This is a genomic window from Enterovibrio nigricans DSM 22720, assembly GCF_900167155.1.
Classification (GTDB): Bacteria; Pseudomonadota; Gammaproteobacteria; order Enterobacterales; family Vibrionaceae; genus Enterovibrio; species Enterovibrio nigricans.
On sequence record NZ_FUXU01000001.1, the window covers coordinates 78,913 to 101,533 of the forward strand.

Annotated in this window: 21 protein-coding genes; 3 read left to right on the top strand and 18 right to left on the bottom strand. The window is 47.3% G+C overall.

Translation table 11 applies throughout. The features are described 5' to 3' along the window. Positions 1–5: 5 nt before the first annotated feature. The 8 genes from carA to murJ form a co-directional block, all read right to left on the bottom strand. The gene (gene carA / locus B5D35_RS00325) at positions 6–1,145 is read right to left on the bottom strand and encodes a glutamine-hydrolyzing carbamoyl-phosphate synthase small subunit (protein ID WP_078750727.1); all 1,140 of its coding nucleotides are present in this window, start codon (positions 1,143–1,145) and stop codon (positions 6–8) included. Between the two features lie 484 nt (positions 1,146–1,629). Next, positions 1,630–2,436, bottom strand: a complete 807-nt coding sequence (gene dapB / locus B5D35_RS00330; protein WP_078750642.1) for a 4-hydroxy-tetrahydrodipicolinate reductase — start codon at positions 2,434–2,436, stop codon at positions 1,630–1,632. Positions 2,437–2,588: 152 nt separating this feature from the next. Then, the gene (gene ispH / locus B5D35_RS00335; RefSeq protein ID WP_078750643.1) at positions 2,589–3,533 is read right to left on the bottom strand and encodes a 4-hydroxy-3-methylbut-2-enyl diphosphate reductase; all 945 of its coding nucleotides are present in this window, start codon (positions 3,531–3,533) and stop codon (positions 2,589–2,591) included. A gap of 25 nt (positions 3,534–3,558) precedes the next feature. Then, positions 3,559–3,990 (bottom strand): FKBP-type peptidyl-prolyl cis-trans isomerase, encoded by a 432-nt coding sequence (fkpB, locus tag B5D35_RS00340; RefSeq protein WP_078750644.1) that lies wholly within the window; start codon positions 3,988–3,990, stop codon positions 3,559–3,561. Between the two features lie 206 nt (positions 3,991–4,196). Next, positions 4,197–4,709: a signal peptidase II gene (gene lspA / locus B5D35_RS00345; RefSeq protein ID WP_078750645.1), complete on the bottom strand. Its 513-nt coding sequence runs from the start codon at positions 4,707–4,709 to the stop codon at positions 4,197–4,199. A gap of 27 nt (positions 4,710–4,736) precedes the next feature. Beyond that, positions 4,737–7,565 (bottom strand): isoleucine--tRNA ligase, encoded by a 2,829-nt coding sequence (gene ileS / locus B5D35_RS00350; RefSeq protein WP_078750646.1) that lies wholly within the window; start codon positions 7,563–7,565, stop codon positions 4,737–4,739. 25 nt (positions 7,566–7,590) lie between these two features. Next, a complete protein-coding gene (gene ribF / locus B5D35_RS00355; RefSeq protein ID WP_078750647.1) occupies positions 7,591–8,532 on the bottom strand; it encodes a bifunctional riboflavin kinase/FAD synthetase in 942 nt (313 codons plus the stop codon). A gap of 62 nt (positions 8,533–8,594) precedes the next feature. Beyond that, positions 8,595–10,154 carry a murein biosynthesis integral membrane protein MurJ gene (murJ, locus tag B5D35_RS00360; protein WP_078750648.1) on the bottom strand — a complete coding sequence of 520 codons (1,560 nt, stop codon included), beginning with the start codon at positions 10,152–10,154 and terminating at the stop codon, positions 8,595–8,597. 297 nt (positions 10,155–10,451) lie between these two features. Between murJ and rpsT the strand changes: the two genes are divergently transcribed. Continuing rightward, on the top strand, positions 10,452–10,712 hold the full coding sequence (gene rpsT, locus B5D35_RS00365) for a 30S ribosomal protein S20 (protein ID WP_078750649.1): 261 nt from the start codon (positions 10,452–10,454) through the stop codon (positions 10,710–10,712). A 63-nt stretch (positions 10,713–10,775) separates the two neighbouring features. Here rpsT and B5D35_RS00370 read toward each other — a convergent pair whose 3' ends face one another. The 4 genes from B5D35_RS00370 to nhaA form a co-directional block, all read right to left on the bottom strand. Then, positions 10,776–11,069: an ArsR/SmtB family transcription factor gene (locus B5D35_RS00370; protein WP_078750650.1), complete on the bottom strand. Its 294-nt coding sequence runs from the start codon at positions 11,067–11,069 to the stop codon at positions 10,776–10,778. Positions 11,070–11,184: 115 nt separating this feature from the next. Further along, positions 11,185–12,072, bottom strand: a complete 888-nt coding sequence (nhaR, locus tag B5D35_RS00375; RefSeq protein ID WP_078750651.1) for a transcriptional activator NhaR — start codon at positions 12,070–12,072, stop codon at positions 11,185–11,187. Positions 12,073–12,139: 67 nt separating this feature from the next. Beyond that, positions 12,140–12,412, bottom strand: coding sequence for a hypothetical protein (locus tag B5D35_RS00380; RefSeq protein ID WP_078750652.1), 273 nt, complete (start codon positions 12,410–12,412; stop codon positions 12,140–12,142). Beyond that, positions 12,384–13,574, bottom strand: a complete 1,191-nt coding sequence (nhaA, locus tag B5D35_RS00385; RefSeq protein WP_078750653.1) for a Na+/H+ antiporter NhaA — start codon at positions 13,572–13,574, stop codon at positions 12,384–12,386. The genes B5D35_RS00380 and nhaA overlap by 29 nt, the downstream gene beginning before the upstream one ends. A gap of 425 nt (positions 13,575–13,999) precedes the next feature. Between nhaA and B5D35_RS00390 the strand changes: the two genes are divergently transcribed. Continuing rightward, positions 14,000–15,145 carry a Na/Pi symporter gene (locus B5D35_RS00390; RefSeq protein WP_078750654.1) on the top strand — a complete coding sequence of 382 codons (1,146 nt, stop codon included), beginning with the start codon at positions 14,000–14,002 and terminating at the stop codon, positions 15,143–15,145. Positions 15,146–15,433: 288 nt separating this feature from the next. Here the strand turns inward: B5D35_RS00390 and B5D35_RS00395 are convergent, their stop codons facing one another. The 5 genes from B5D35_RS00395 to rppH all read right to left on the bottom strand — a co-directional run bounded on the left by B5D35_RS00395 (position 15,434) and on the right by rppH (position 20,806). Next, positions 15,434–16,273, bottom strand: coding sequence for a thymidylate synthase (locus B5D35_RS00395; protein ID WP_078750655.1), 840 nt, complete (start codon positions 16,271–16,273; stop codon positions 15,434–15,436). 83 nt (positions 16,274–16,356) lie between these two features. Further along, positions 16,357–17,157: a prolipoprotein diacylglyceryl transferase gene (gene lgt, locus B5D35_RS00400; protein ID WP_078750656.1), complete on the bottom strand. Its 801-nt coding sequence runs from the start codon at positions 17,155–17,157 to the stop codon at positions 16,357–16,359. A gap of 16 nt (positions 17,158–17,173) precedes the next feature. Continuing rightward, positions 17,174–17,977 (bottom strand): sulfite exporter TauE/SafE family protein, encoded by an 804-nt coding sequence (locus B5D35_RS00405; protein ID WP_078750657.1) that lies wholly within the window; start codon positions 17,975–17,977, stop codon positions 17,174–17,176. 10 nt (positions 17,978–17,987) lie between these two features. Then, positions 17,988–20,246, bottom strand: coding sequence for a phosphoenolpyruvate--protein phosphotransferase (gene ptsP / locus B5D35_RS00410; protein ID WP_078750658.1), 2,259 nt, complete (start codon positions 20,244–20,246; stop codon positions 17,988–17,990). Between the two features lie 35 nt (positions 20,247–20,281). Further along, a complete protein-coding gene (gene rppH / locus B5D35_RS00415; protein ID WP_078750659.1) occupies positions 20,282–20,806 on the bottom strand; it encodes an RNA pyrophosphohydrolase in 525 nt (174 codons plus the stop codon). Between the two features lie 687 nt (positions 20,807–21,493). Between rppH and mutH the strand changes: the two genes are divergently transcribed. Then, positions 21,494–22,174, top strand: a complete 681-nt coding sequence (mutH, locus tag B5D35_RS00420; protein WP_078750728.1) for a DNA mismatch repair endonuclease MutH — start codon at positions 21,494–21,496, stop codon at positions 22,172–22,174. A gap of 14 nt (positions 22,175–22,188) precedes the next feature. Here mutH and B5D35_RS00425 read toward each other — a convergent pair whose 3' ends face one another. After that, a complete protein-coding gene (locus tag B5D35_RS00425; RefSeq protein ID WP_078750660.1) occupies positions 22,189–22,488 on the bottom strand; it encodes a DUF6482 family protein in 300 nt (99 codons plus the stop codon). Positions 22,489–22,621: the final 133 nt, after the last annotated feature.

The window sequence follows — 22,621 nt, forward strand, 5'->3', positions numbered from 1 at the left end:
TCCGGTTACGCGCTGTGTTGCTTGATCAGTTCAATAAAGTGGTCGAATAGTGGTGCCGCGTCGTGCGGACCTGGGCTCGCTTCTGGGTGACCTTGGAAGCTGAATGCAGGCTTATCCGTACGGTGGATGCCTTGTAGTGAGCCGTCGAACAAAGATTTGTGCGTCGCGCGCAGGTTTTCTGGCAGTGTTTCTTCGTCTGCAGCAAAACCATGATTCTGGCTGGTGATCATCACGACACCACGATCCAAGTCTTTCACTGGGTGGTTCGCGCCGTGGTGGCCAAACTTCATTTTCACCGTCTGCGCACCGCTTGCCAGCGCCAGAATTTGATGTCCAAGACAGATACCAAAGATTGGTAAGCCTTTTTCTAAGAACACTTTGGTCGCTTCAATTGCGTAAGTACAAGGCGCAGGGTCACCTGGGCCGTTTGACAAGAAAACGCCATCTGGATTCATAGCCAGAACGTCTTCTGCCGACGTTTGTGCCGGTACAACCGTCAAGCGGCAACCACGGTCAACCAACATACGCAGGATATTGCGCTTGGCGCCAAAGTCATAAGCCACGACGTGGTAAGGCAACTCGCTATCATCTTTCGCTTCTGGCAGGCCACCTTCCAATGTCCATGAACCTTGCTTCCATTGATACGATTCAGCGGTCGTCACTTCTTTTGCCAGATCCATACCTTTCAAACCTGGGAAGTCTTTCGCTTTTGCTAGTGCTAATGCTTCGTCCAGGTTATCACCTGCTACGATGCAACCATTCTGGGCACCTTTTTCACGAAGTAGACGGGTTAGCTTACGAGTATCAATGTCAGCGATGCCAACGATGTTTTGTGATTTCAGATAATCAGAAAGGGATTGCTGATTACGGAAGTTGGAAGCGAGAAGGGGGAGGTCACGAATTACCAGGCCTTGAGCGTGGATTTTTGAGGATTCTTCGTCTTCGGTATTAGTACCGGTATTGCCAATGTGGGGATAAGTAAGAGTAACAATTTGCTGGGAATAGGAAGGGTCAGTGATAATTTCTTGATACCCCGTCATCGAGGTATTAAAAACAACTTCACCAACGGCAGTTCCATCAGCACCAATGGATTCACCGCGGAATACAGTCCCATCTTCCAGGACTAAGAGCGCAGACTTGCTCAAGACAACCTCCAAATCAATAAAAATGCAAAAAAGTAAATAAATCTGCATTAAGTCATTCCATATAAATGCCTAAACCGTCAAAAGGCGATTTTAGACAAATTGCGCGCATTCTAGAGATCGAACCAAAATCTGTCAACCAGTCTACCAAAAAAGAATGCAACTTATAGCCTGCAAGGTCGCTTTTACCAATCAAACACATAAAAGCCAGGGTTATCTTGCATTTTTGGTGGGTTTTTAGTGGAAACACTTAGTGGTTTAGATGGAAGGAGAAGGAATGGAACCAAAAAACAATAAGCTCATCACGCAACCGTTTCGCCGATCAGACTTTGGTAATGATTTTGGTGCAATTTGAAGAATAGAGCCACCAAAAGGCCATTTAAACAACTTAAGTCACTTAAATGGCACTTCCTGGCGCCACATGAATTTTGCGCTTATTTGGTGATAACACAGTGCATCGAGAAGCGCCCCAATGCATAGTTAGGCATTACAGCGTGTCGAGTTCGAGCACGTCTTGCATGGTATAAAAGCCTGCATTTTTATCCGCTAACCAGATAGCTGCACGCACCGCGCCATTGGCAAACGTCATACGATTGGAAGCTTTATGTGTAATTTCCACTCGCTCACCGATATCAACAAACATCGCGGTATGCTCACCAACAATATCCCCAGCACGGATTGTGGCAAAACCAATTTCATCACGCGTGCGCTCGCCGGTAATGCCTTCGCGTGCATAAACGGCGACGTCACTGAGTTTATTTCCCATCGCACCAGCAATCGCTTCGCCCATACCAATGGCAGTGCCAGATGGAGCATCAACCTTATGACGATGGTGCGCTTCTACTATTTCAATATCACAGTAGTCGCCCATCACCTTTGCGGCTTTCTCAAGCAACTTAAACACTAGGTTTACACCAACGCTGTAGTTTGGCGCCATCACGATACCGACATCCGTCGCCGCATCTATCTCCGCACGCTGTTCATCTGAGAAACCAGTCGTACCAATGATCAGTTTCTTACCGTATTCACGGCATAATGCGATATTTTTAAGAGTGGGTACCGGCGCAGTAAAGTCGATAATGACATCGAAGTCGTCCGCAACTTTCGCTAAATCGTCGACAATTATGACATCTCGCTTGCCAATGCCCGCAAGCTCACCTGCATCAGTCCCGATAAGACTGGACTCTGGGCGCTCACTTGCTGCCGCTACTACCGCGCCTTCCATTGCGTCAGTAGCTTGAATCAGCTGTCGGCCCATACGACCAGCAGCTCCCGCAATTGCCATGCGAACCATGTTTACCTCTTTTAACTTCCTGTTTCAGTGTCTTGCTAACGCACTGTTTTGTTAACTATCGTTCAACTCTACTCTTTTCAAGAAGGGTTGTATATGACTCGGCAGGCGTAAAAAAGGGAGCCTCACGCTCCCTGATTATCGTTCGATGAAGATCACTCAACCTGCTTTACTTGCAGCTCACGCGGCACTTCAAAGAACATGTTTTCTTCTCTACCTTTAAGCTCTTCAACCGTAAGGCCACCATATGCTTCAATCTGTGCAATGATGAGGTTAACCAGCTCCTCGGGAGCAGACGCTCCTGCGGTAACGCCCACTTTTTTCTTGCCATCGAACCATTCAGATCGCACGTTTTCAGCACAATCGGTCAAATACGCGGGCGTTCCAAGCTTCTCACTCAACTCTCGAAGTCGATTTGAGTTAGAACTGTTTTTAGACCCAACCACAACAACGGCATCACATTGCGCGGCTAAGTCGCGTACTGCGTCCTGACGATTTTGTGTGGCGTAGCAAATATCATCTTTGCGAGGCCCTTGAATCTCAGGATATACCTTTCGCAGCGTATCAATAACATCTGCGGTTTCATCGACTGACAGCGTGGTTTGGCTGACATAGTGAAGGTTCGAAGGATCTTTCACATTGAGTGTGTAAACGTCCTCTGGTGTTTCAACCAGATACATGCCACCTTCATCACTGGCGTACTGCCCCATTGTGCCCACGACTTCGGGATGCCCTGCATGGCCAATTAGCACTACTTCCATATCGCGGCGACTCGCACGCGCGACTTCCATATGTACTTTGGTGACTAAGGGACAAGTGGCATCGAAGACTGTCAACTGACGGGATTTCGCTTCATTGCGAACTGCCTGAGAAACGCCATGCGCAGAAAAGATAACAATGCTGTCATCCGGCACTTCATTCAGCTCTTCAACGAACACTGCACCACGTGCTTTCAGCCCTTCAACGACAAAGCGGTTGTGCACCACTTCGTGACGTACATAAATTGGCGGCTGATAAAGTTCCAGCGCGCGCTCTACAATGCTGATGGCACGATCAACACCTGCACAAAAACCACGAGGGTTAGCTAGCATGACTTTCATTTGCTTGCCTTTTCTTTCTCTGGCCTTAACTGACCTTAACGATTTCCACATCAAAGATAACACGATGACCCGCCAACGGATGATTAAAATCCACGGTAACGGACTCGCCTGCCACTTCGGTAATGACACCGGGGATCTCCTGCCCACCGGGGCCTGAAAATGCAATGATTGTCCCCTCTTCGGCGGGTGCATCACCGACAAATAATGTGCGATCCATATGTTGGATATTATCCGGATTTGACTGACCAAAAGCATCGTCAGGTTCAAGTGTAAAGCTTGCCGTTTCTCCCTCAGATAAACCCACCAAGCACCTTTCAAAGTTTTCAGTCAGGCTGCCATCACCCATAACAAGTTTGGCTGGCTTTCCACTACTTTTGGTACTGTCTGCCACGGAGCCATCTTCCAGTTTGATCGTAAAGTGCATCAACACTTCGCTGTTCGCGCTAATTATTGTCATTGACTCATCCTTGGTGCAATCCCCAATATCGATGCTTAACCGACATTAGTTTCAACGTAAAATTGGTTTCAACGTAAAAAGGGCCAGACGGCCAACCCAACTAAACCCTCAAGATCTGTTGGGTTATCATCGTTTTAATACAATTTGGCGCCGACTACAAATGCAGCCAGCGCCAACTCTTATCTTAACTTGCGAGCCGAGGGCACCTACTTGGCTTCGGCCTGCGGCTTCTTGGAAGCGAGGAAGCTATCTAAAATGATCAGTCCTGCACCGATACATATCGCTGTATCGGCAAGGTTGAAGGCTGGCCAATGGTTGTTTCCCACATAAAAGTCGAGAAAATCGACCACATAGCCATGCACCAATCGATCAAACAGATTACCAATCGCGCCACCAATCACCAATGCATACGCAATATTCAGGATCTTATTACTACTTGGTGTACAGCGCATCCAGTATGCAAGCATACCTGATACACCCAAGGCGATGATCGCAAAGAACCAACGCTGCCAACCACCAGCATCACTAAGAAAGCTGAAAGCGGCACCATAGTTGTGAACATAGAGCAGGTTAAAAAATGGCAGAACCTCAATACGATTCGACCAGCCGTACCCCATGGTATTCATCACCAGTAGCTTGCTACCGATATCCAGCACGAAGACCAGAAGCGCTAGCCATAACCAGCGCAATCCCGATTGTTTCGCTGTCAGATCTTTCATCCAGCTTTCCTAACTTTACAGGTAGCGTTACGCGAACTGGCGCGCTTCGCCTTCACCATCAATATTGCTTACACAGCGACCACAAATGGCCTCATGACCTGCAATAGAGCCCACATCAGCAACGTGGTGCCAGCAACGATCACACTTCTCTGCTTCAGACTTCGCAACCGCAACAGCTAAGCCATCAATTTCGGTGGCAACTGCTGACTCAGGCGCAGTTTCCGCTGCAACAACGTCTGCTTTAGAGGTCAAAAGGACAAAACGCAGTTCGTCCCCCATCGCTTGCAGTTTCGCGGCAAATTCTGGTTTCGCGTACAAGGTAATTTCTGCTTCCAGAGAACCGCCAAGGATTTTCTCGCTACGCGCTTGTTCTAGCACTTTGTTCACAGCACCACGTACACGCAGAAGCTCTGCCCAGAATGCGTTGTTCAGTTGCTCGTCGTCACCCAGACCAAACAGGCCGTCGTACCACACTTCAGTGAACACGAACTTGTTACGGTTGCCCGGCATTTCGTTCCAAATTTCATCGGCAGTGAACGACATGATTGGTGCCATCCAGCGAACCAGTGCTTCCACGATGTGGAACAGCGCCGTTTGACAGCTGCGGTGCGCATGGCCACCTGCTTTCGCGGTGTACTGACGATCTTTGATGATGTCTAGGTAGAATGAACCCATTTCTACTGAACAGAATTGCATCAGACGTTGAGTCACTGCGTGGAAGTTACACTCTTCAAATGCTTTCAGGATTTCTTCCTGGGCTTCCAGAGCTTTACCAACAGCCCAACGATCCGCAACCACCATGTCTTCTGGTGCAACCATATCAGTTTCTGGGTTGAAACCATTCAGGTTAGCCAGCAAGAAACGCGCTGTGTTACGGATACGGCGATATGCGTCAGCACTGCGATTCAAGATTTGATCAGACACTGTCATTTCGCCAGTGTAGTCAGTCGATGCAACCCACAAACGCAGGATATCGCCACCCAGTTTGTTCATCACTTCTTGTGGTGAAACAACGTTGCCGATCGACTTAGACATCTTACGGCCTTGACCATCAACGGTGAAACCGTGGGTCAAAACTTGTTTGTAAGGTGCTTTGTTTTTGATCGCAATAGACGTCATCAGCGATGATTGGAACCAACCACGGTGTTGGTCCGAACCTTCCAAGTACATATCCGCTTCGTGGCCACCGAACTCTTCACGTTGGTTGACAACGGCATAATGCGTTGCACCCGAATCAAACCATACGTCTAGCGTATCCAGTACTTTCTCATAGCTGGCTGCGTCGTCACCAAGAAGTTCCGCGGTATCCAGATCCCACCATGCTTGAATGCCTGATTGCTCAACTTTCTGCGCGACTTGCTCGATCAATTCAACCGTATTCGGGTGAAGATCAGAGGTTTCTTTGTGAACAAACAGTGCAATTGGCACGCCCCAAGTACGTTGGCGAGAGATACACCAATCTGGGCGACCTTCAACCATAGACTCGATACGATTTTGACCCCATTCAGGGATCCACTGAACGCTTTTGATCTCTTCTAACGCTTTTGCACGCAGACCCGCTTTCTCCATCGAGATAAACCACTGCGGTGTTGCACGGAAAATGATCGGCGTCTTATGGCGCCAGCAATGTGGGTAGCTGTGCTCATAGGCGTGGTGATGAAGCAAAGAACCATGCTCTTTCAGCACTTCAATCACGTTGTCGTTTGCTTTCAATACGTGTTGACCCGCAAACAACTCTGTATCAGGAAGGTATACACCGTTGCTACCAACAGGGTTTGCCACTTCAAGACCGTATTTCTGACCTACCACGAAGTCTTCTTGACCGTGACCCGGCGCAGTGTGTACCACACCCGTACCAGATTCCGTTGTAACGTGGTCGCCACAGATGACAGGCACGTCAAAACTGTAGAATGGGTGGTTGAAGCGCAGCAATTCCAGCGCGTCACCTTTACAGAAGCCCAAGTTGTGGAAGTGCTCGATACCTGCACGATCCATCACTTGCTTCGCAAGTTCAGATGCCATAATTAAACGGCGCGGCGTGTCACCTTCCACTTGAACAAGGACATATTCAAGTGCATCAGACACAGCAACTGCACGGTTTGCAGGCAACGTCCAAGGTGTGGTGGTCCAAATAACGATAGACACGTCACCTTGACCCGCTTGGCCTTCTGCAAGGTTGAATTTAGACAGCACTGCCGCTTCGTCAGTCGCACGGAACATCACATCAATCGATGGAGACACCTTGTTCTCGTATTCCACTTCCGCTTCTGCCAGTGCAGAACCACAGTCCGTACACCAGTGAACAGGTTTAAAGCCTTTGTGCAAATGGCCATTGCCCGCAATTTTACCTAGCGCACGAATGATGTTTGCTTCAGTATCAAAGTCCATGGTCAGGTATGGCTTATCCCACTCACCCAACACACCTAGACGTTTGAAGTCAGCCTTTTGGCCTTCAACTTGCTGGGCCGCGTATTCACGGCATTTCTGACGAAACTCAGCCGCAGACACTTTCTTGCCTGGCTTACCCACTTTTTTCTCTACCATCAGCTCGATAGGTAGACCGTGGCAATCCCAACCTGGTACATACGGTGCGTCAAAATCCGACAGTGTTTTCGACTTAATAATAATGTCTTTAAGAATTTTGTTTACTGAGTGACCAATGTGAATATTGCCGTTTGCATACGGAGGGCCGTCATGCAGGATGAAAGATTTTTTGCCTTTCTTCGCTTTACGGATTTCGCCGTAAAGATCTTCGTCATACCAGCGCTTAAGCATTTGGGGCTCGCGCTGAGCAAGATTACCTCGCATCGGAAACGCAGTTTCCGGCAGGTTTAAGGTATCTTTAAAGTCACTCATTGATTGTTCATTCCGTATATGGACATTATTCTTCGGTCAACGCAGACAGCCACGCACGCGCTGTCTGAGCATCAAGTTCAATTTGGGCTTTCAATTCATCAATTGAGCCGAATTTCATCTCGTCTCGTAGCCTATGAAGCAGCTGGACTTCGATGTGTCGACCATAAAGGTCTTCTTTTAAGTCAAAAAGGTGCACTTCCAATTGTTGGCGTACACCATTGACGGTTGGTCGTGTGCCGACATTGGCAACACCACCTAACCATTGTTCTTCTTTTATGCCACCAACTTTTACAACGTACACACCCGAAACCGGGGAAACACGTCGCTTGAGGGGGACATTAGCAGTGGGGAAGCCAATGGTTCTGCCCAGTTTTTTACCGTGTGAAACACGGCCACTGATGCTGTATGGGCGTCCCAGCATCTCTTCTGCCACTTCCTGATGCCCAGCCGCGAGTTCATCTCGAATGGCGGTACTGCTAACACGCTGCGCTGAGAGCGTGAAACTTTGGGTGCTCACCACGGCAAAACCGGCATCGGTGGCTTGTTGTTGCAGGTAACAAAAATCGCCCTGACGCTGAGCACCAAAGCGAAAGTCGTCTCCAACCACGAGAAACTTAACACCCAATTGTTCAACCAACAAGCGGTGAACGAAGTCATACGGCGTCATAGTGGCAAATTTGGCGTTAAAATTGACCACAATCAGTCGATCAACACCCAACGCCGTCAGTTGCACGTACTTATCCCGAAGGCGTGTTAATCGCGCAGGCGCACTTTCAGCGGTGAAAAGTTCCCGAGGCTGAGGCTCAAATAGCATTACCACAGCAGGTAAACCCAACTCACGTGCCTTCTCAACCACTCGGCGAAGCACTTTCTGATGCCCAAGATGAACACCATCAAAGTTACCGATTGTCAGAACACACCCGTGATGTTTTTCACGAATGTTATGGATACCCCGGATTAATTCCATAGTGGTAAAACTGCTGTCCCCATAAAAAAACCGACGGATTATATACTATTCAAAGGCCGCAATCAGCTTTCTGCTCGAAGATGACGAGGACGCAGCCCCAGAATCACCAACGTAGCAAGGTAAACCCCTGCTCCTGCTGCAATTAGTCCGCTCAACGTATATGTTCTTTCCCAAAATCCCATCGTCAGCCATTGTGCATTCTCTGGCATTAACCACCACACCAAGCTCCCCATCATCACGACACCGATGAGCAGGCGTAAACTAAATATGGCTGTTTCTTTACTGATTTGGTACACACCCTGCTCGTGAAGACCACGATACAACAAACCCGCATTCACCAATGCGGACAGTGACGTCGCTATTGCCAGCCCCACGTAACCGTAGAAGTAAGCAAATATCAGGTTGAACACCATATTGGTTACCATCGCGACGATGCCGTAACGCACGGGTGTTTTGGTGTCCTGCCGGGCGTAGTAACCCGGTGCGAGGACTTTAATCAGCATGAAATTGAGCAACCCCGATGAGTAAGCAACCAGCGACAACGAGGCGGCATCCACGTCTGATGCGCTAAATTCACCACGCATAAACAGCACCATTAGCATAGGCTTCGCGAGGACAACCATGCCAATCATCGCTGGCGCACCAAGTAGAAGCACCATGCGTACGCCCCAATCCATTGTACTTGCGAACTGACCGGATGACTGCTCAACATGTTTTTTAGATAAAGCAGGCAGGATCACGGTTGCGATCGCAATACCAAAGAGGCCTAAAGGAAACTCCAAAAGACGGTCTGAGTAATACAACCAACTGATAGAGCCCGTCGCGAGGAAACTCGCAATAAAAGTATCAAGCAATAAGTTGATTTGACTGACAGACACACCAAACAGCGCAGGGATCATCAAGGTGCGAATTTTTGTCACGCCTGGGTGAGACCAACCCCATTTAGGGCGCACCAACATCCCTTCGCGATAAAGAAACGGAATTTGGAACGCAAACTGGATCAATCCGCCCAGAAAAACGCCGATACCCAAACCGATTTCTGGCTGTTCCATTCCCGGCGCAATGAACATTGCAGCAGAGATCATCGCAATGTTTAGAAATACTGGCGTAAAGGAAGAGACCGCAAAACGTCCCAACGTATTGAGAATGGATCCTGCCAATGCGACAAAAGTAATAAACCACAGATAGGGAAACGTAATTTTCAGGATCAATGAGGCCAGTTCAAACTTGTGAGCTGACGGCCCATCATTCACCCAGTCAAGAAACCATCCCATACCGAACAACGCAGTGATAACCGGGGAAGCAATCACACCCACGAGGGTGACAATCGTAACTAACACACCCAACGTGCCCGAGGTGTATGCAATCAGCTCACGTGTTTTTGATTTATCGTCACTAGCCTGGTATTCAGCGAGAACAGGTACAAACGCTTGAGAGAAAGCACCTTCGGCAAAAAGACGGCGAAGAAAATTCGGGATTTTATTTGCAAAAAAGAAAGCGTCAGCGGCAGCACCAGCCCCCATCAGATTCGCAATCACCACATCACGAACAAGCCCCATGACACGAGACACCATGGTCATAAAGCTCACGATCAGTCCTGAGCGAAGTAATCGCTTTGACACTAGTTAACCCCTTAAAATGCTATTAAGTAATCACGCTAATTTATTATTGATTCTCTCTCGGCCGGTACGTTTGAATTAAAAGCGCGTCAGATACAGAGAAATGCACCGATAAAATGCTTACTTCATTCAAAGAATGCTGGTAGAATCTGCCGCCATATTAACCGCGATGTCCACCACATGCTATTCCTATGGTTTATGCGGCGGATATTTGCACAAATGAATTGACAACTCGGGTAAAACGGGGCATATTCCTCGGCCTTAAATTGTCACCGAATATAAGATTTGGGAGTAAGACCCTTGGCGAATATCAAATCTGCTAAGAAGCGTGCAATCCAGTCTGAGAAGCGTCGCCAGCACAACGCAAGCCGTCGCTCAATGATGCGCACTTACCTGAAAAAAACCATCGCAGCTATTGCAGCAGGCGATAAAGAACTAGCTACTAAAGCTTTTGCTGAAGCACAGCCTATTCTGGACCGCATGGCAACTAAAGGCCTGATCCATAAGAACAAAGCTGCTCGTCATAAAGCTGCTCTGGCTACTCAAATCAAAGCTCTGTAATAGCGCCTCGATTTGAAATAAAAAAACCGGCTTCTGGCCGGTTTTTTTATTGGTTCCAAATAATCATTTGCAATAAAGCTGATGCAACGTTGACATCAATGTCTGCACTTCAACGCTTTTAAGCGAGTAATACACTGTCTGCGCCTCTTTACGCGTTGCGACTAGGCCGTCTCGACGTAACCAAGCCAGATGTTGAGAAAGGGCTGATTGACTGAGCTGTAGCTTCTCACTGAGCGTCCCTACCGACATTTCACCCTCAAGCAAATAGCAGAGAATAAAAAGCCTGCGTTCGTTCGCCATTGCTTTTAACAACTGTACAGCCTTTGGCCCGTTGTCGTGCATCTGTTTTAAATCCATACGTACTGCCTAACGTTGCTCATCTAACAGACTGTTTGTTTTGACTTAAGTGTAACACTGTTCAAAAGAGTAACAATGCCCAGTGTTTAAGAATGAAATTAGAAAAAATATTCAACTAGTGGAACAGCTTTCCAAAGTCCGCTTCACAGATCCTTTTTACCGCAGGGTGTTGAATCATCCTTTCAGCAAATATCACATAGTACTCTTCTTTAAGCTCTTTCACCTTTGCGATTTCTTGTATATTAGGAAGATCTAGTACATCGGCAGAATAGAAGGTCGGCGCAACAAACATTGCCTGATGGTTCGCACCAAATGCCTTCATTAACGCTGCATCATCAAACTCACCGAGAATGTTTGGCGTGATCCCCTGGCTATCAAACCAATGCATCAGCTTGCGTCCCATCGCCGTGCGACTACCGGGAATAAGCAATTTGTAATCTTCAATAATCGCTGGAAATGATTTTTTAGCGGTGCTTCCTGAGCAAAAAAAACTCATCACACTTTCACCAATTTTCACGCTGAACAAGCCGGGGCTTTGCGCAGAGTCAATTGGGCAATCGGACAAAATGATATCTAGTTTGTGCTGGCTGAGTTGTTCAAGTAGCAGTTCGTGTGTTGATTCAAAACAACGAAGGTGAATACCTTCATCGTCAGGGATCGCTTTAAGCAAAACCCGACTGACCAGATTTTTTGATAACGCGTCAGCCACCCCCACATCAAAGAGTTGGTTCTCTCGTTGGCTGTAATTCACGATATCGAGCATTTCATAGCTCAGACCAAACATCTTGTCCGCATACTTAAAAACAAGCTGCCCAAGCTCCGTCGGCTCGACATTGCGCCCTGCACGTTTAGTCAGCCTGCCATTTAATCGCTCTTCTAACGCGCGTATTTGGCCTGTAACGGTTTGTGGAGTGAGAAACAAAGCTTCTGCTGCCTTGGTAACAGAACCTTGCTTACAGACCATCCAGAAGTAATAGAGGTGGTTATAGTTTAGGTGTGACATATCTATCCAAACAAAAAAACGTCAGAATCACGCATCGGCAATTCTGACGTTCTTAATTTTTGCAATGTTAGCCTTTTGTCGTCAGAATAGAGGTTCTGATACGCTCCCCCGCGCGTTGTTCCAGAGCGCGGCCTAAAAGGCTATCTTTGTCAAAGCTCGTCGGTGACAGGCTTGCTTTTTCTGTCACAAACTCACCAGATCTATCTACTTCAACACCCGCCATAAAGGCCTTACAGATTTCAGTAGAGTTATCGTCAAAGCAATGTGTGTATTTGTCCATTGCGATGACCGGGGCGGTGAATACTACACCGCTAATAATCAATGCTAACGTTCTTCTCATCGCTATCTTCCTCCACCTCACTCGATTTCGGCAATACAGCATTTAGCAGGGCATAGCCTGCAAGAGCCGACACAGTTGAACCAATCAAGATACCCAGTCGTGATAACGTAATATAGCTTTGGTCAACACCTACAAACGCCAGTGACGAAATAAAGATAGACATCGTAAAGCCAATACCACACAACAGGGACACAGCAAAGATTTGCTTAAAGTTTACGCTTTCAGGTAGGCGAGCTACGCCCATTTTCACAGCAACCCAACTGAAGGTGAAAATCCCCAGCGGTTTACCAATCAAGAGACCCATTGCAATGCCCATCGGCAATACATTGGTCAAACTGTCAAACGACACACCTTTCAAAGACACGCCTGCATTTGCAAACGCAAAGATAGGCAAAATTAGGAACGCGGCATATGGGTGAATGGCATGTTCCAGTTGTTTCAACGGTGACTTGCCGTTTTTCCCTCCCTCTAGCGGGATTACAAAACCCAGTACGACACCCGCTAGCGTTGCGTGAACACCAGACTTAAGCACGCTGAACCACAAAATGGCGCCGACAAGCAGATACCATCGCGTTGCAGTCACGTTCTTTACGTTCATGAGGAACAGCACTGCGGTTGAAATAAAGGCTACCGTCAGTGCCATAACTGACAAATCGCTACTGTAAAACAGCGCAATAATGACGATAACACCTAGGTCATCAATAATCGCCAATGCCAGCAAGAACACTTTCAATGCCAGTGGGACACGCTTGCCCAACAGAGCCATTACACCCAGCGCAAAGGCAATATCCGTTGCAGCAGGGATTGCCCAACCATTAGCCGTCACTGGGTCATTTAAATTGAATGCCAAGTAAACCAAGGCTGGTGCCAACATACCACCGACAGCTGCGATGGCAGGGAAAATCGCCTTCTCTTTCGTGTTGAGCGCACCTTCAATAAGCTCTCGCTTAACTTCAAGTCCGATCAATAGAAAGAAGATGGCCATCAGACCGTCATTAATCCAGTGGCTAACAGACAAGCCAGCGATATAAGTATGAAGCGCACTGTCATACAGCGGCTGCAACGGTGAATTGGCAATCACAATCGCCAAAATTGCAGCAACAATCAGCACCAGACCACCCGCTGATTCCATCTTCATAAACTGACGAATTGCATCAGTCATTTAAAGCACTCCATATATAAATAGTTATCCATAATAGTCTAGGCACCGATGCTCACTTATTAAAAATCGGTTGTTCTGAGATTAAACATCGGAATATCCGAAGAATACAACCATAAACATCACTTTTTTCGCAGTGTGAAATTTTTGGATGTCATACTTCAGAGCGCAACTTTACGCTTTTTACTCTTCAAATAGTGCGATCGAACAAATATTAACCACAAAAATATCCCTCTAAATATAGCCTATAAATAAATGAATTATTTAATAAAAACATGAGAATCCACACTCATTTCAACTACCTTCATATCATTGAGTACTGCCTCATCGCGAAACTGTAATATTAGTGAAATATTTCATGCCTAATATCCGCGCCAGATTCATTCATTGACACAAATCTGACATATAACTGTCACGGAGATTTCTTTATGACATCCCAAGCTTCTACTGCTGCACCGATTAACAGCTCTAAGAATTGGGTACGTTGGGCCAACCTGGCACTGATGCTTTATGTACTGCTTCTTGCGGTATCAATGGTTGGTAGTGGTTTTAAATGGGCAGCTGGCGACGAAGCGAAAATTCTATTCGAATTCGCATCTCACCCTGTTGCAGGTCTGATGATCGGTATCGTTGCTACTGCACTGATCCAATCGTCAAGTACTGTTACCTCTATTATTGTTGGTCTGGTAGCCGGTGGCTTGCCAGTTGAAACTGCAATTCCTATGGTTATGGGTGCCAACATCGGTACGACTGTAACTAACACTTTGGTTAGCCTTGGTCACGCACGCTGCAAAGAAGAGTTCCGTCGTGCTTTTACCTGTGCAACCGTACACGACTTTTTTAACCTGCTAGCGGTTTCTATTTTCCTTCCGCTTGAAATGATGTTCGGTCTGCTGGACAAAATCTCTAGCTGGCTAGTTGCTCCGTTGATGTTTGACGGAAGCCTGAGCATGAAAGGTCTGGACTTCATGGGTCCAATCACCAAGCCCCTGGTAAGTGGCACCAAAGACATGCTGTCTGGCCTGCCAGGTAGCTGGGGTGGTGTAGCACTGGCTGTAATTGGTATCGCACTGATCTTTGCTTCTATCACCATGATGGGCAAACTGATGCGCTCTCTGATGGTTGGTCGTGCAAAAGACATGCTGCACAGCGCAATCGGTCGCGGTCCAATGCACGGTATCGTGTCTGGTACCCTGGTAACTATCCTTGTTCAGTCTTCATCTACGACGACTAGCCTGATGGTTCCACTGGTAGGTACAAACGTTCTGAAAGTGCGTGATGTATACCCGTTCACTCTGGGTGCGAACATTGGTACCTGTATCACTGCACTGCTTGCAGCAACAGCAGTTACAGGCCCTAACGCAGTATTTGCACTGCAAATCGCATTGGTACACCTGACGTTCAACGTACTGGCTACCCTGTTGATCTTCGGTACTCCATTCCTGCGTGAGATTCCACTGAAGTGTGCAGAACTTCTGGGTGATGCTGCGGCGAAGAGCAAACTGGCTGTTGTGGCTTACCTGGGTCTGGTTTTCATCGCGATTCCTTCAGTTGTTATGCTGGTAACGCAATAAGCGCCAAACGCATTAAGAATTAATAAAAAACGCCCGCTCTGCGGGCGTTTTTTGTTTCTAGTCTCCCATATTGCTCCCAGAACAATGACACCTTGCCTTCCTAACCACGCTGAATGCGCCACAGCGAGCGTATCGGCATTTACTGCCAACCTAGCTACACTTTGAGCCAATCACCTCGTGGCAGTCTTTTTAGCGCGAATTAAAGCATCTTAAAAAGTAACAATTACAAAAAAGCCGGGACTTGCCCGGCAGTTTTCTCATTAGACGTTAGCTAATGAATAATCATTGTTAGATAGCAATAGGTGCTTTAATGGATGCCTGCGCTTCATACCCTTCAATCTCAAAGTCTTCCAGTTTGTAGTCGAAGATAGATTCAGGTTTGCGTTTGATGGTCAGTGTAGGTCGTTGCCCTGGCACGCGTTTAAGCTGCTCATAGACAATGTCATCCGTCAGATGGTTATGATAAAGATGCACATCTCCAAAGGTATGAACGAAATCCCCTACATCCAAGTCACACTGCTGAGCAATCATGTGCGTCAACAGCGCATAACTCGCAATATTAAACGGTACACCTAAAAAGTAATCCGCACTGCGTTGGTACAACTGACAAGAAAGTTTTCCATCCGCCACGTAGAACTGAAATAAACAGTGACACGGTGCTAGCGCCATTTTACCTTCTTCCACATTTGCTTGAGGGCTGATGCTTTCATTGGGTAAATCCGCAGGATTCCACGCAGTAATAATGTGACGACGTGAGTTTGGCTTGGTTTTGATTTGCTCAATCAGCTCAGCAATCTGATCAACGGTTGAGCCATCAGGACATGCCCAAGAACGCCATTGCGCGCCATAGACTGGCCCCAAATCGCCCGAATCTGTCGCCCACTCATCCCAAATGCTGACCTTATTGTCTTGAAGGTATTGAATATTCGTGTCGCCATTAAGAAACCACAACAACTCAAGAATAATGGCTCGGGTGTAGAGCTTCTTCGTAGTCAGCATCGGAAAACCTTCGCTGAGATCGAACCGTAATTGACGGCCAAAAACAGAACGCGTACCTACGCCTGTACGATCACCACGGTCGCTACCGTTGTCGATGATATCCTGCATCAAATCAAGATATTGCTTCATGATTCTTCCTTACTTAACCCTGACGGTATACCGAGGGATTACTCAAAACAAAAGCCGCAGACTCGCTGCGGCTAAAGATAAAACTATGCGGAATGTGCGGCACTTTGACCTTTTTTATACGCCCAAATCATCATCAGAACACCCGCAATAATCATCGGCGTCGACAAGATTTGTCCCATGCTGATCCAATTCCCAAACAAGCCAAGATGTGCATCAGGTTCACGGAAAAACTCGACAATGAATCGGAATGTACCGTAACCAATCAGGAACAATCCCGATACTGCACCTGCCGGTCTCGGTTTGCGAATAAACCAGTTGAGGATAAGAAAGAGCACCACACCTTCCAACGCAAATTCATAAAGCTGTGATGGGTGACGTGCAATTGGCCCTCCCGTCGGGAAAATCATGCCCCAAGATGCGTCGGTTGCTCGCCCCCACAACTCTCCGTTGATAAAGTTGCCCAGACGACCAGCACCTAAGCCAAACGGCACCAGCGGTGCAATAAAGTCGGAAATGGCAAAGAAAGTGCGATTGGTTTTACGCGCAAACCACGCCATTGCGGTGATAACGCCTAGCAAACCACCGTGGAACGACATACCGCCTGTCCACACTTTAAAGAGGAACAGCGGATCTGAGAGAAAGACATCAAACTGATAAAACAGGACGTAACCAATTCGCCCGCCAAGAACCACCCCCAAGAAACCCGCGAACAGAAGATCACTCACTTCATCGCGAGTCCAACCACTTCCTGGCTTGTCCGCTCTTCGGTTAGCCAGCCAAAGCGCAAAGGCAAAGCCCGCCAGATACATCAGTCCATACCAACGAACTGCGACTGGCCCTATTTCAATAAGAATCGGATCAATTTGTGGAAATGTCAGAGACATCGATTGTCATCCTTTGTTAAAAAAACATACTCGCCCCAACCACGAGCAAAAATAACGCAAAAACACGTTTAATAATGTGTGTCGGCAGTCTTGAAGCCAACCGCGCACCATAGCGCGTCGTGTTCACTGAGGTCACTACAATACCAAGCAGCGCAGGTATGTAAACATAACCAACACTATACGCTGGTAAAGTAACCGGCTGGTTGAGGCCAAAAAAAATAAAACCGCTCATCCCGGCCACTGCGAGAAATACACCGCACAGTGAAGCACTGCCGATGGCATTTCTCATTTCTACACCGTGATAGTTTAAATAAGGTACGGTAAGCGAACCACCACCAATGCCAGCAAGGCTCGATACCATGCCAATTAAACCACCACTCATCACTCCGACTACAGGAGAGGGAAAAGGTTTCGCCGCTTTTATTCGCATCGACATAAACATCTGCAATGCCAAAAATAAAACGATAGCGCCAAAAATCTTAGGAAGGTACGCCGTTGGCAAGTAATCAGCAACACCACTCCCTATCAGCCCCCCCATTAAAATGCCCGGCAATAAGGTTTTAATCACTGCTGGCTGTACATTGCCCAAACGAAAATGCGTGTATGCCGATGACGATGACGTGACAACGATGCTGGCAAGCGACGTAGCTAATGCCATAGGCATGACCAGCGAAGGGGGAATGTCGGCCAACGGTAAAAGCACAGAAAGTGCAGGCACTATCAGCAAACCGCCACCTATCCCTAAAAGACCCGCCAACAAGCCCACACAGCTCCCCAGCACCAAACAGGCGCCAAATAGCCACAAGGTGGCATCTATCATGAAAGTATTCCTATTTGCCGACTCGGATGAGCCCGCCAAGATTATAATGTTCGAGAAAGTCTTCGGAGGATTTTCTGATTTCACCTGCTAAGGCAATGGCTTGCATCTTCTCAACGTGTTTTTTTAATGCGCCCGAAGGAATATGGCGCAGCACATACTTAATTTTAGCAACACTGCGGGTATTCATACTTAAGTGGCGGTAACCCATCCCCACCAGCAACATCGCCCCGATCGGATCACCCGCAAATTCACCGCAGACACTGACAGGAAGTTTTAAGCGCTGACTGGTCGACAAAATCATCTGCAAAACCGCCAACACTGAAGGGTGGAATGTATCATAGACATCCGCCACCCGGGCGTTGTTTCTATCGACCGCCAATAAATACTGAGTCAAATCATTCGTGCCGACGGACAGGAAATCAATATGTGGTGCAATGGCATCAAATTGATACAGCACGGACGGCACTTCAACCATGATCCCGATGCGTGGCATCTTCAGTGTTTTATTTTCTTGCTCCGCAAGCTCGGAGATCTCATCAAATGCCCTATCGATCAAACTCTTGGCTTCGAGAAGCTCTGAAACGCCAGAAATCATCGGTAACAAGATAGACAGATTTTCTCTGCCAATACTCGCACGCAACATGGCGCGTACTTGAATCAAAAATATATCCGGGTGATCCAGCGTAAAACGGATACCTCGCCACCCTAGAAACGGATTATCTTCTTCGATTTTCAAATATGGCAACGGCTTATCACCACCAATGTCCAACGTGCGCATCACCACAGGTTGCTTCGGATAACTGTCCAGAATCGAACGATACTGATTGACTTGCTCTTCCTCCGAAGGAAAGCTGCGCTGCATCAGAAAAGGAACTTCTGTGCGATAAAGACCAACGCCATCGACGCCGCGGTTTATTGCAATACTGGTATCGGCACTCAACCCCGCATTGAGGTGAATTTCTACGCGTACCCCATCTGCGGTTTTTGTGTGTTTAGTAAACGCGCTTTCAACTTCTTGTTGAAGCTCTAGCTCTTCATCTCGCAGGCGCTCGTATTCTGCGCGAACAGGCTCCGTTGGCTCAACCAGCACCTTCCCTTTGAAGCCATCAAGAATGAGGTGTTTGCGATGAACAAGCTGCGGACTAAACTCGACCCCCATCACGGCGGGAATGCCAAGTGCGCGAGCCAATATTGCGGCGTGCGCATTCACCGCACCTTCTTCTGCAACAACGCCAGCAAGGCGATCTCTCGGTATTGCCGCCAACATCGCGGCCGTCAGTTCTCTAGCGAACAGGATAATGGGCTCATCAAACTGCCACTGTTTGATTTCCTGATTTTCCAGAAAATAAAGAAGGCGCTGTCCCAACTCTTTCACATCGCAAGCGCGTTCACGAAGGTAAGGATCAGACATGTTTTCAAAGCGTTCAGCAAAGACATCAATCGTCTGTCTGACCGCCCACTCTGCGAGATCACCGCTGTCGATGCGTTCATTCATCGATTTACGCAGCATAGGATCGTTAAGGAGGTGGATAAACAGGTCGAAGATCGCCAGCGTTTCCGGATTCAGTTCCGAATCAAACCGCTTTCTAAGCCGACGAAATTCTGAAATGGCCGCACTCAACGCACCATCCAATCGATCTCGTTCTTTTTCTATATTCAGGCAGGATGCAGGAGAAACCAGTTCAAGGCGCGGTTGGGACACATCACACCAAGCTTTCGCAATTGCAACACCTGGCGATGCTGCTGCCCCTTGTAACAACAAAGGCCCTTTGTCATTACTTGGCCAAAATCCTTGCGCTTTTGCATGGGCAAAAACGACCGCAAGCTGCGCGGCAAGTGTAATGAGAAAGGATTCTTCACTTTCATCAAACTGACGAGATTCATGCTGCTGAACAACCAATACGCCGAGGACTTTCCGGCGATAGATAATAGGCGTACCAAGAAATGACTGGAAAATATCCTCGCCGATATCAGGAAAGTGCTTAAAATCAGCATGCGTACTGGCGTTAGCCAAATTGATGGGTTCTGCACGGCGTCCAACTAAACCGACAAGGCCTTCATTGAACTTTAAGGAAATGCGTCGGGCACGTTTGTTCAGCCCTTGCGTGGCCATAAGATCGTACATTTCACGATCGTGATCGGCGATATACACAGAGCAACACTCTGTTTCCATCGCCATACAGGTCTCACGCACCAGAGTATTGAGAGCCAACTTCACGTCGCTTGAAGAAGCGACGTTATGAACGATGTCTCGCAGTTTCGTCAGCATCAGCACCCTCGATATACTCTGTGTTCTCTATTTCACTATGTTTTTGCGGTTCCTCGTTTACCTTTACGCTTTACTTTCCTTTCTCGAAAAGGCATAGCCATGGCCGCGAACTCTTTCATCGCTCGCCGGTAAACATCGCGTTTAAATGAAACCACCTGCCGCACAGGATACCAATAGCTGACCCAACGCCAACCATCGAATTCGGGAGTACCTCCGCGCTGCATGTTCACTTTTGACTCGTCACAATCCAGCTTCAGCAAAAACCATTTTTGCTTCTGCCCAATGCAAACAGGCTTGGATTCCCAACGAACCAGACGTTTCGGCAACTTATAACGCAGCCAATGACGGCTTGTTGCCAGAATTTTTACGTCTTTCTTCGTAAGACCAACTTCCTCGTACAGCTCACGAAACATCGCTTGTTCAGGGGTTTCACCTTCATCGATGCCGCCTTGAGGAAATTGCCAAGAGTGTTGTCCATATCGACGAGCCCAGAGAACTTGACCGTGGCTATTACATATCACTATCCCTACATTGGGACGGTAGCCATCGCCATCTATCACTGGACGACCTCAAAAAAATCTCTATTAACAGTGATTTTTTCACACTATATGCGCCGTGGTAAACAAAGATTGCATTTGAAACGCATTTTTTGGGGGTTTCAACCGCCTTCTGGGATAACAGTAGCCGTAAAACAGAGTTATAAACAGACCAGTGAGACAAAGCGCACATTTATTCACGCTTTCTGTGGATAGATTTGTGCAGAACCACTTCCTAAGCATATATAAACATAATTTTGCAGCAAAAAAGAAAAAGATAACCTCAAGAAAAATTTATTATTACTCTTTAATATCAACAACTAAAATTGCAACACGCGAAACCCCACTGCAAAATTCGCGCAGATAAACACACAGGATCTTAAGTTGGTCAAAGATCCATCAAAGAATGAGTTACCCACAGAATTAGGTTAAAAAACACGCTCAGCCAGTGAAATGCAAGCTAATCATGGAATTAAAACACCTGTACATACAAACAGTAAGCCAATTTAAACAATTTCCCTCTACATGCTTGTGGATAACTAACCCGCACTCCTTTGCCAAGGTGATCATCCTCTTTCACCGTGACACAGCCTAAGCCACTTGCATATGTACGGTTTCTGCTCGCCTATGTATACCACTACGGGAAATACTGGCCTTTTTAGTAAGGGGCTGGTAGCGTGCTTTACGTGATAAATTCAGATGAAATACGCCATGATCCCAGCTCCTAACACAGAGAATGAATTACTCGATCGCGCCTTTGGTTTGGCGGGGTATTCATTGGGAGAACTTGCCGAACAACATGGTTTAGTGTGTCCCATTGATCTTCGTCGAGAGAAAGGATGGGTTGGCATGCTATTGGAAACCTGTCTGGGTGCTACTGCAGGCAGCAAACCCGAGCAAGACTTTAAAGATTTAGGGATCGAGCTAAAATCCATTCCTATTAGTCATTTGGGAAAGCCTCTCGAAACCACGTTTGTTTGTGTCGCGCCGTTAACTGGCGTACAAGGCCTAACGTGGGAAACCAGCCATATCCGCAATAAACTCTCTAAAGTGCTATGGGTTCCTGTAGAAGGCGAGCGAGAAATTCCCGTTTGTGAAAGGCATGTTGGTATGCCACTGCTTTGGCAAGCCTCCGTCGAGGAAGAAGCCCAGCTTAAAGCTGACTGGGAAGAGCTAATGGAATTTATCGTACTCGGTAAAGTTCACGAGATAACCGCAAAGCATGGTGAATACTTGCAGCTGCGCCCCAAGGCTGCCAACAGCAAAGTAAAAACAGAAGCGTACGGAGCAAAAGGTCAACCCATTAAAACCCTGCCTAGAGGTTTCTATTTGCGAAAGCAATTTACAGCAAAGATCCTCGCCAAACATTTTAGGTTATCGGAAGAGGACTAAGTTCTCCTCCTTCTCTATAGCGTAATCTCCATGTCCTCCTTGCAGGAGGGATCTGCTGGCCCAAACTCATCATATGGGTCTAACAATCTTAACGTGGCTTTTTTAACGCCTACGCTGCGCAATTTGTCACTGATCTGTTCAACGTTGTCAAAATGCATCACTTCATTTGTTTTATCGTCTTTTAGGGGTTCGAGCTGACTTCGAACTTCTACTTCAACGACATATTGTGCACCACCCGCGTGTGCCATAACAAAACAATGGGGTACATTGTCAGGGTGAGATTGAATCCAGTTTTTTAGTTGCTTTAACTTCATCGGTTACGCCATCATTGTTAAATAATTGTTAATACTAGTATAGATGCGTAAACATGACATGCGGTGAAAAACTGTTCTGCCAATTTGGCACAAAGGATCTTTCCGTTTCAGTCTTGTGCCTATCATCAGATCT

Bases quoted from the DNA above. Each gene is read 5' to 3' on its own strand.
- dapB (WP_078750642.1), bottom strand. From the start codon at position 2,436: ATGGTTCGCATGGCAATTGCGGGAGCTGCTGGTCGTATGGGCCGACAG.
- ispH (WP_078750643.1), bottom strand. From the start codon at position 3,533: ATGAAAGTCATGCTAGCTAACCCTCGTGGTTTTTGTGCAGGTGTTGAT.
- fkpB (WP_078750644.1), bottom strand. From the start codon at position 3,990: ATGACAATAATTAGCGCGAACAGCGAAGTGTTGATGCACTTTACGATC.
- lspA (WP_078750645.1), bottom strand. From the start codon at position 4,709: ATGAAAGATCTGACAGCGAAACAATCGGGATTGCGCTGGTTATGGCTA.
- ileS (WP_078750646.1), bottom strand. From the start codon at position 7,565: ATGAGTGACTTTAAAGATACCTTAAACCTGCCGGAAACTGCGTTTCCG.
- ribF (WP_078750647.1), bottom strand. From the start codon at position 8,532: ATGGAATTAATCCGGGGTATCCATAACATTCGTGAAAAACATCACGGG.
- B5D35_RS00370 (WP_078750650.1), bottom strand. From the start codon at position 11,069: ATGGATTTAAAACAGATGCACGACAACGGGCCAAAGGCTGTACAGTTG.
- nhaR (WP_078750651.1), bottom strand. From the start codon at position 12,072: ATGTCACACCTAAACTATAACCACCTCTATTACTTCTGGATGGTCTGT.
- B5D35_RS00380 (WP_078750652.1), bottom strand. From the start codon at position 12,412: ATGAGAAGAACGTTAGCATTGATTATTAGCGGTGTAGTATTCACCGCC.
- nhaA (WP_078750653.1), bottom strand. From the start codon at position 13,574: ATGACTGATGCAATTCGTCAGTTTATGAAGATGGAATCAGCGGGTGGT.
- B5D35_RS00390 (WP_078750654.1), top strand. From the start codon at position 14,000: ATGACATCCCAAGCTTCTACTGCTGCACCGATTAACAGCTCTAAGAAT.
- B5D35_RS00395 (WP_078750655.1), bottom strand. From the start codon at position 16,273: ATGAAGCAATATCTTGATTTGATGCAGGATATCATCGACAACGGTAGC.
- lgt (WP_078750656.1), bottom strand. From the start codon at position 17,157: ATGTCTCTGACATTTCCACAAATTGATCCGATTCTTATTGAAATAGGG.
- B5D35_RS00405 (WP_078750657.1), bottom strand. From the start codon at position 17,977: ATGATAGATGCCACCTTGTGGCTATTTGGCGCCTGTTTGGTGCTGGGG.
- ptsP (WP_078750658.1), bottom strand. From the start codon at position 20,246: ATGCTGACGAAACTGCGAGACATCGTTCATAACGTCGCTTCTTCAAGC.
- mutH (WP_078750728.1), top strand. From the start codon at position 21,494: ATGATCCCAGCTCCTAACACAGAGAATGAATTACTCGATCGCGCCTTT.
- B5D35_RS00425 (WP_078750660.1), bottom strand. From the start codon at position 22,488: ATGAAGTTAAAGCAACTAAAAAACTGGATTCAATCTCACCCTGACAAT.